7 protein-coding genes and 3 pseudogenes are annotated in these 8,149 nt (G+C 72.2%); 6 read left to right on the plus strand and 4 right to left on the minus strand.

Annotated features, from left to right (window positions below):
* A pseudogene (locus tag HZF19_RS17595) lies at nt 1-144 on the plus strand (IS256 family transposase); the annotation flags it as partial.
* 206 nt (nt 145-350) lie between these two features.
* Here the strand turns inward: HZF19_RS17595 and HZF19_RS15875 are convergent.
* Entirely contained in the window at nt 351-1,571 is a 1,221-nt protein-coding gene (locus HZF19_RS15875; RefSeq protein ID WP_372443477.1) for an IS256 family transposase, read from the minus strand.
* Between the two features lie 118 nt (nt 1,572-1,689).
* Between HZF19_RS15875 and HZF19_RS16675 the strand changes: the two genes are divergently transcribed.
* Nucleotides 1,690-2,277 (plus strand): transposase, encoded by a 588-nt coding sequence (locus tag HZF19_RS16675; protein WP_307781259.1) that lies wholly within the window; start codon nt 1,690-1,692, stop codon nt 2,275-2,277.
* 396 nt (nt 2,278-2,673) lie between these two features.
* Here the strand turns inward: HZF19_RS16675 and HZF19_RS17545 are convergent.
* A pseudogene (locus tag HZF19_RS17545) lies at nt 2,674-3,195 on the minus strand (HtaA domain-containing protein); the annotation flags it as partial.
* Here HZF19_RS17545 and HZF19_RS15885 point away from each other — a divergent pair.
* Together HZF19_RS15885 and HZF19_RS15890 are read left to right on the plus strand one after the other, a co-directional pair.
* Nucleotides 3,169-3,369, plus strand: a complete 201-nt coding sequence (locus HZF19_RS15885; protein WP_208029779.1) for a hypothetical protein — start codon at nt 3,169-3,171, stop codon at nt 3,367-3,369. The pseudogene HZF19_RS17545 and the gene HZF19_RS15885 sit on opposite strands and share 27 nt — an antisense overlap.
* Before the next feature lie 110 nt (nt 3,370-3,479).
* A complete protein-coding gene (locus tag HZF19_RS15890; RefSeq protein WP_208029780.1) occupies nt 3,480-4,943 on the plus strand; it encodes an RCC1 domain-containing protein in 1,464 nt (487 codons plus the stop codon).
* A 128-nt stretch (nt 4,944-5,071) separates the two neighbouring features.
* On the opposite strand, the gene HZF19_RS15895 is transcribed toward HZF19_RS15890, so the two are convergent.
* Together HZF19_RS15895 and HZF19_RS15900 are read right to left on the minus strand one after the other, a co-directional pair.
* Nucleotides 5,072-5,605, minus strand: coding sequence for an EAL domain-containing protein (locus HZF19_RS15895; protein WP_208029781.1), 534 nt, complete (start codon nt 5,603-5,605; stop codon nt 5,072-5,074).
* 116 nt (nt 5,606-5,721) lie between these two features.
* The gene (locus HZF19_RS15900; protein WP_208029782.1) at nt 5,722-6,012 is read right to left on the minus strand and encodes a hypothetical protein; all 291 of its coding nucleotides are present in this window, start codon (nt 6,010-6,012) and stop codon (nt 5,722-5,724) included.
* 167 nt (nt 6,013-6,179) lie between these two features.
* Here HZF19_RS15900 and HZF19_RS15905 point away from each other — a divergent pair.
* Nucleotides 6,180-6,914, plus strand: a pseudogene (locus tag HZF19_RS15905) (acetate--CoA ligase family protein); the annotation flags it as partial.
* Between the two features lie 104 nt (nt 6,915-7,018).
* Nucleotides 7,019-8,149: Calx-beta domain-containing protein (locus HZF19_RS15910; RefSeq protein ID WP_307781260.1), on the plus strand; the 1,131-nt coding region annotated here is incomplete at its 3' end.

The raw sequence follows: 8,149 nt of genomic DNA on the forward strand, positions 1-8,149 counted from the left end.
GTCAAGGTCATCGGCCGGCTCCCCGGCGAGGCATCGTGCCTGTCGCTCGTGTGGGCCGTGCTCGACCGTGCCTCACGCGGCTGGCGCGGCCTCACCTACACACCCGCCATCACCCGCCACCTCACCGAGCTCCGCCATCAGCTCGACAGCTCCGCCGACACCATCGACGACCAGTCCGGCCAAGCCGTCACACCCGCCGCGCAACACGACCATCGGAGCCTGCACCCCAGCCGCTGCTACACCAAACCTGGGACGCCACCCGGCTCGATCGTGCCCCGCGGGCTCGATCGTGCCCTGCGGGGTGGTGTAGGTGGGCGCCTTCGTGATCGTCGACGGCGTCGGTCAGTGTGTTATGCGGTGATGGTGAGGGGTGCCTCTTCGATGGTGGGGACGGGTTTGCCGGTCTTGGCCATGGACTGTTCGCTGAGGTGGCGGCGTTCGGCGACGGCGCATTCGTCGTGGGTCTCGACGAGCACGGCGGTGACGAGCTGGACGACGGTGGCGTCGTTGGGGAAGATGCCCACGACGTTGGTGCGTCGCTTGATCTCGCCGTTGATCCGCTCGAGGGGGTTGGTCGACCGGATCTTGCGGCGGTGCGCGACGGGGAAGCCGGTGAAGGCGAGGAGGTCCTCGGCGGCGTCGCGGAGCATGGCGGCGACGTCGGGGAACTTGGCGGCGAGCATGCGGGCGACCTCGTCGAGCTGGCTGCGGGCATGGGCGGCGTCGGGCTGGGCGAACACGGTGCGGATGGCGGCAGCGACCATCTCAGCGGATGCCTTCGGGACGCGGGACAAGACGTTGCGCATGAAATGGACGCGGCAGCGTTGCCAGGCGGCGCCGACGAGCATCGCGCCGATGGCGGACTTGAGGCCGAGGTGGTGGTCGCTGATCACGAGCTGCACGCCGGTGAGGCCTCGGGCGCGCAGGCCCTTCAGGAACGCCGTCCACAAGGCGCCATCTTCGCTGTCACCGACGTCGATGCCGAGCACTTCCCGGTCGCCGGTTGCGGTCACGCTGGTGGCTATCACCACGGCCCGCGACACCACCCGGCCGCCGACGCGGCCCTTGACGTAGGTGGCGTCGAGGAACACGTAGACGAACTCGGTGTGATCCAGCGGCCGGTCCCGGAACGCCTCGAGGTCCCGGTCGAGCTGCGAGCAGATGCGGCTGACCTCGCTCTTGGAGATCCCGCTGCCGACACCGAGCGCCTTCACCAGGTCGTCGACCTTGCGGGTGCTGACACCATGCACGTAGGCCTCCATCACCACGGCATAGAGCGCCCGGTCGATGCGCCGGCGGCGCTCGAGCAGGCTCGGCAAGAAGCTGCCCTGGCGGAGCTTGGGGATCTCCAGCTCGACATCACCGGCAGGTGTCGACAGCAGCCTCGGGCGACGCCCGTTGCGCTGGGCGGTGCGCGTCTCGGTCCGCTCGAACGGCGCCGCACCGATGAACGCAGTCGCTTCGACCTCGATGAGCTGCTGGAGGATCCACTCCAGCGACGCGCGGATCGTGCCGGTCACCTCGCCGGCCTTGCGCGCGGCGAGCAGTTCGGACAGGTCATGATCGGTCAGGGTCACCGGCGTGTCTCCTTCGTTGTGATCCCAGCAGGAACACCTCGAAGATCACGCCGGTGACCCACCCCAGTGGTGGACCCTCACCCTCCTACACCACCCCTCGGGACGTCCCCTCGTGGTCGATCCCTTCCACGTGGTGCGCCTGGCCAACACGCCGGTCACCCGCTGTCGTCAACGCGTCCAGCAAGAGACCCTCGAGCACCGCGGATGGAAGGGCGACCCGCTTTATGACATCCGCAAGCTGTTGCTGCTCGGCGCCGAACGAGTCGACGAGCCCGGCTGGGATCGCCTCCACACGGCGCTGCGCGCCGGTGACCCCGACGGGCACGTCACCGACTGCTGGGTCGCCAAGGAGAAGATCCGAGCTGTGTACGCCACCGACAACTCACACTTAGCCGCCGAACTATCCGACGACACCATCGCCTGGTGCACCGAACCCGAAGCCGGCCCCGAACTGCGCCGCCTCGTCAAGACCCTGCGACGGTGGCGCACCGAGATCCTCGCCCACCACCACACCGGCGCATCCAACGGGCCGGTCGAAGCAGCCAACCTGCTCATCAAGCAGGTCAAACGCTCCGGGCGAGGGTTCCGCAACGCCAACAACTACCGGCTCCGCATCCTGCTCGCCGGCGTCGCCAACCCCCTGCGCGAGACTCACACCGTCACGAGACTCCGACCCCGCCATCCCAGCCTCGTCGCGTAGGGCCGCATAAGGCGGTGGCCTGTCCGAAAACCACACCGTTGACCGGCTCTCGCCTGAGGTGTCCGCGCCTCCGAAGCAGGGACCCGGTGGTAGCGCTGGGCCCTGGTCCACGCACATGGCCAGGTAGACGCCCACAGATGGGTCGTAGCCTGCGCCCTCGACCCGTATCGTCGCCCCTGCGGGGTCGAGCCCTCGAGCCGGCATCACCGTCAGTTGCTGCCCGTTCGGGCCGAGCGCGCTACGGCTCCCGCCCGGCCCGTCGATCGGAGCCGACCCACCTTCACCACCGTTGGCATCCGGCGGCGGTGGAGGCGGGTCCTCGCCGCCCCCACCGGGAGGCGGTGGCGGTGGCTGCTCACCCGAGCGGGACTCGACCACAGCCTCCACGCTTACCGGGTCGAGTGGGGTACCCGCCGGGTAGAAGCCGGAGAACGCGCTCGCGCCCTCTTCGGTCAGAGTCGCTGGGATGGCGGTCCAGCGACGGAGCTGGCCCTCAGCGACCGGCACCACCGACGAGAGGTCCAGCGTGGCGAACACCACGTCGTCGACACTCGCCGGTGCTCCACCGGCCAACGATCGGCTCGTGACGTCGACGATCAACTCGCCCCGGGTGCTCGAGATCACGACCCTGGGCTCGGACAGACGCAGCTCCAGTTGGCCGTCGTGCCCCCGGAATCGCAACCAGCCCGCCCCATGGATCTCGTGCGAGCCAGCGGCCCTGATCGACCCGCCTACGACAGGGAAGGTCCCCACGCCTGCCCCGTCGACGCTCGTGCCGTCCCCCGCGTCGATCGAGCCGTGCGCGATCGGACCGGTGAGGTAGGAGCGGAACGAGCTACGCACGCCCCAGGTCACCGATCCGCCGACGATCGCTGCTGCAGGTGCGTCAGCGTGAGCGCTGGTGGCAGGCACCGCCATGCCTGCCACCAGAAGCCCCCCGAGCACGAGCACCACGGCCCCCTCGCCCTCGACCTCGACGGCGAGCTCGTCGAGCTCGACCTCAACCCGCTCCTGGTGCGCCCGAAGGGACGGGGCGCGGTCGCCCTCGACGCGCTCGCCGTGCCGGGCCGGGGGGCGTCCGCCCGGCAGTGACGCGTTCGGGGGGTTGATCCCCGGGTGGGAGCACTGTGTAGTTTTGTTACGAATCATTTGCTCAGCTCGCCACGCGGCGGATCCGGAGAGAGGAGAGAGGGAGGCGGGCCATGACCGCACCGCACGACCACCCACACCCCCGGCGCTCCCGCGCCACCCGACGGGTCGCCCTGGCGCTCACCGCCCTGCTCGTGGCCGGCCTGGCGGCGCTCGCCCCCGGATCCCCGGCGCAGGCGTCGGGACCGGCGGTGGCTTCGGTCGGGGACGTGTCGGTCGTCGAAGGTGACACCGGCACCCGGGTCGTCAAGGTGCCTGTCACCCTCACCAACCCCGCCACCACCGCGTCCACCGTCGCGTTCGCGGTGACCGCCGGCAGCGCGGACGGCACGGACCTGGTGCTGCGCACCGGCACTCTCAAGTTCACGCCGAACATCACCGGCGAGACCAAGACCGCTGGCGCCATCGCCGTGAAGATCACCGGCGACACCACCGTCGAGGGCGACGAGACCTTCACCGTCACCCTCACCGGCGCCACCGGCGGCATCACCCTCGGCGACACCACCGGCGTGGGCACCATCGTCGACGACGACCCCGGTCCCGGCGGTCCGGTCGTGTCGGTCGCCGACACCACCATCGTCGAAGGCGACACCGCCCGCACCCCCACCACCACCAACAACGTGGCGGTGGCCGTCACCCTGTCCGAACCCGCCCCCGGCCCGCTCGACGTGGTCGCCACCGTCGCCGCCGGCACCGCCACCACCGGGGCGGACTTCAAGAAGGCCTACACCAAGACCGTCACCTTCAAACCCGGCCAGACCACCAAAGCCGTGTCCGTCGGTGTGCTGCCCGACACCACCCCCGAAGCCGACGAGACCGTCACCGTCACCCTCACGTCCCCCAGCCCCGGGCTGACCATCGGCGCCGCCACCGCCACGGTCACCATCCGCGATGACGACACCCCACCCACCAGCGGCACCCTGTGGGCCTGGGGCTACAACGGCGACGGGCAGCTCGGCACCGGCGACACCACCGACCAGACCTCCCCCGTCCAGATCGGCACCGGCACCGACTGGGCGTCGGTCACCGCCGGCGACTCCCACACGGTCGCCATCCGCACCGACGGCACCCTGTGGGCCTGGGGCCGGAACGGCTACGGGCAGCTCGGCACCGGCGACACCACCAACCGGACCTCCCCCGTCCAGATCGGCACCGGCACCGACTGGGCGTCGGTCACCGCCGGCTACTACCACACGGTCGCTGTCCGCACCGACGGCACCCTGTGGGCCTGGGGCTGGAACCTCTTCGGGCAGCTCGGCACCGGCGACACCACCAACCGGACCTCCCCCGTCCAGATCGGCACCGGCACCGACTGGGCGTCGGTCACCGCCGGCTACTCCCACACGGTCGCCATCCGCACCGACGGCACCCTGTGGGCCTGGGGCTACAACAGCGACGGGCAGCTCGGCACTGGCGACTACACGAGCCACGCCTCCCCCGTCCAGATCGGCACCGGCACCGACTGGGCGTCGGTCACCACCAGCTACCTCCACACGGTCGCTGTCCGCACCGTGTGACGTCAGCTCCTGACCCCGGTCCCCTCGCCCGCCGGCTCGACGGGACGGGCGAGGGGACCGCCCCGACGAGCCCGTCGGCGCCGCAAGGCCCCCGAGCAGGTCCCCGCGGCTGACGGAAGAAACCCCCGTCAGCCGCGGACCCGGCCGAGCCGGTCGAGCAGGTCGGCGGCCCCCATGGGGCGGGCGAGGTGGAAGCCCTGGGCGAGCTCGCACCCCAAGGCGGCGAGGGCCTCCACCTGCTCGGCCCGCTCCACCCCCTCGGCCACCGTGGCCAGCCCGAGCACCCGGGCCACCTCCACGATCGCCCCGGTGATGGCCCGGTCCGCGGCGTCGTCGTCGAGGCCCTCCACGAACACCCGGTCGATCTTGAGCACCTCCACCGGGAAGTGCTTCAGGTACGCCAGCGACGAGTGCCCGGTACCGAAGTCATCCAGCGCGAGGCGCACCCCGAGAGCGCGCAGCGCGGCCAGCGTCGAGGTGGTGGCCTCGGCGTTGACGAGCAGCGCTTCCTCGGTGAGCTCGAGGTGCACCCGCGCCGGCTCCACCCCGGTGAGGTCGATCACCTCGCGCACCATCGGCACCAGGCCCGGATCCGCGAGCTGCCGCGCCGACAGGTTCACGAACACCGGCGGGCCCGATCCACCCCCGGCGTCGGAGGGCACGGCGGCGACCAGCCGGGCACGCCTCGGTCAGCACCCGCTGTCGTTGACCACCTGGAAGCGGTCCACGTCGAGGAACAGCACCGCCGCCGGCACCGGCACCTCGCCCCGGCCACCGGTCACCCGGACCTCCAGCCGCCCTGCCACACCTCCCCCCGCACGGCTGCCGGGATCGCCTCGGTCTCGAGCATCCGCCACGATCCAGGGCTGAACAGCGACGCCGCCACCGCGGTAGCCGGATCGTCGCCGGGTACCGGTCCCAGCGCGGCGCGGGCGGCCCGGTTGAGGTGGACGGTCCGGCCGGCGGGTTCCACCACCACGACGAGATCTCCGATCGCGTCCAGGACGGCCTCGAGCACCGAGGGGTCGAGGGCGGTCGCACGCGCACCGGGGTCAGGTCGGGCGGCCATGACAGGGCCCAACGCTGGGCGTGGCCGTCGACCCGGAAGGGGACCGCGGATCGTGGCAGACCGGCCACACCCGCCGAGCCGCGCACCACCGGGCGGGGCGCCTGCTCATCGGCCGCAGGTCCCGGCCGGCGATGCGTGCGGCCGAGGCCCGTCAGGGGTCGGGCCTGCCCGTTCAGCCCTCCCCGAGGCGACCCTCCGAGTCCTCGGCCGCCGCACCGAAGATCGCCTTGGCCATGAGGTCGGAGCGCGACGCCAAGGCGATCCTGGCCGCCTACGGCATCCCCACCCCCCGGGAGGTGCTGGCCGGCACCGCCGCCGAGGCCGCCCGGGGGGCCCGGTCGATCGGGTTCCCGGTGGTGCTCAAGGCCTGCGGGCCGACCCTCGCCCACAAGTCCGACCTCGGCCTGGTCCGGGTCGGGTTGGGCTCGGCCGCCGAGGTGCGCGCCGCCCACCGGGCGATCACCGAGGCCGCCACGGACGCCGGGCTCGCGCTCGACGGGGTGCTCGTCGCGGAGCAGGTCACCGACGGCGTCGAGACCGTCGTGGGCGTCGCCCCCGACCCCCTGTTCGGGCCCGTGGTCATGGTCGGCCTCGGCGGCGTGTTCGTCGAGGTGCTGCGCGACGTGGCCTTCCGGGTGCCCCCGTTCGGGCGTGACGAGGCCCGCCGGATGCTCACCGAGCTGCGGGGGTTCCCGCTGCTGGCCGGGGCACGGGGCCGACCCCCCGCCGACGTGGGCGCGCTCGTGGACGTGGTGCTGCGGGTGCAGCGCCTCGCCCTCGACCTCGACGGCGAGCTCGTCGAGCTCGACCTCAACCCGCTCCTGGTGCGCCCGAAGGGACGGGGCGCGGTCGCCCTCGACGCGCTCGCCGTGCCGGGCCGGGGGGCGTCGGCCCGGCAGTGACGCGTTCGGGGGGTTGATCCCCGGGTGGGAGCACTGTGTAGTTTTGTTACGAATCATTTGCTCGGCTCGCCACGCGGCGGATCCGGAGAGAGGGGAGGCGGGCCATGACCGCACCGCACGACCACCCACACCCCCGGCGCTCCCGCGCCACCCGGCGGGTCGCCCTGGCGCTCACCGCCCTGCTCGTGGCCGGCCTGGCGGCGCTCGCCCCCGGATCCCCGGCGCAGGCGTCGGGACCGGCGGTGGCCTCGGTCGGGGACGTGTCGGTCGTCGAAGGCGACACCGGCACCCGGGTCGTCAAGGTGCCCGTCACCCTCACCAACCCCGCCACCACCGCGTCCACCGTCGCGTTCGCGGTGACCGCCGGCAGCGCGGACGGCACGGACCTGGTGCTGCGCACCGGCACTCTCAAGTTCACGCCGAACATCACCGGCGAGACCAAGACCGCCGGCGCCATCGCCGTGAAGATCACCGGCGACACCACCGTCGAAGGCGACGAGACCTTCACCGTCACCCTCACCGGCGCCACCGGCGGCATCACCCTCGGCGACACCACCGGCGTGGGCACCATCGTCGACGACGACCCCGGTCCCGGCGGCCCGGTCGTGTCGGTCGCCGACACCACCATCGTCGAAGGCGACACCGCCCGCACCCCCACCACCACCAACAACGTGGCGGTGGCCGTCACCCTGTCCGAACCCGCCCCCGGCCCGCTCGACGTGGTCGCCACCGTCGCCGCCGGCACCGCCACCACCGGGGCGGACTTCAAGAAGGCCTACACCAAGACCGTCACCTTCAAACCCGGCCAGACCACCAAAGCCGTGTCCGTCGGTGTGCTGCCCGACACCACCCCCGAAGCCGACGAGACCGTCACCGTCACCCTCACGTCCCCCAGCCCCGGGCTGACCATCGGCGCCGCCACCGCCACGGTCACCATCCGCGATGACGACACCCCACCCACCAGCGGCACCCTGTGGGCCTGGGGCTACAACGGCGACGGGCAGCTCGGCACCGGCGACACCACCGACCAGACCTCCCCCGTCCAGATCGGCACCGGCACCGACTGGGCGTCGGTCACCGCCGGCGACTCCCACACGGTCGCCATCCGCACCGACGGCACCCTGTGGGCCTGGGGCCGGAACGGCTACGGGCAGCTCGGCACCGGCGACACCACCAACCGGACCTCCCCCGTCCAGATCGGCACCGGCACCGACTGGGCGTCGGTCACCGCCGGC

Source organism: Rhabdothermincola sediminis, from assembly GCF_014805525.1.
Classification (GTDB): Bacteria; Actinomycetota; Acidimicrobiia; order Acidimicrobiales; family Acidimicrobilacustridaceae; genus Rhabdothermincola; species Rhabdothermincola sediminis.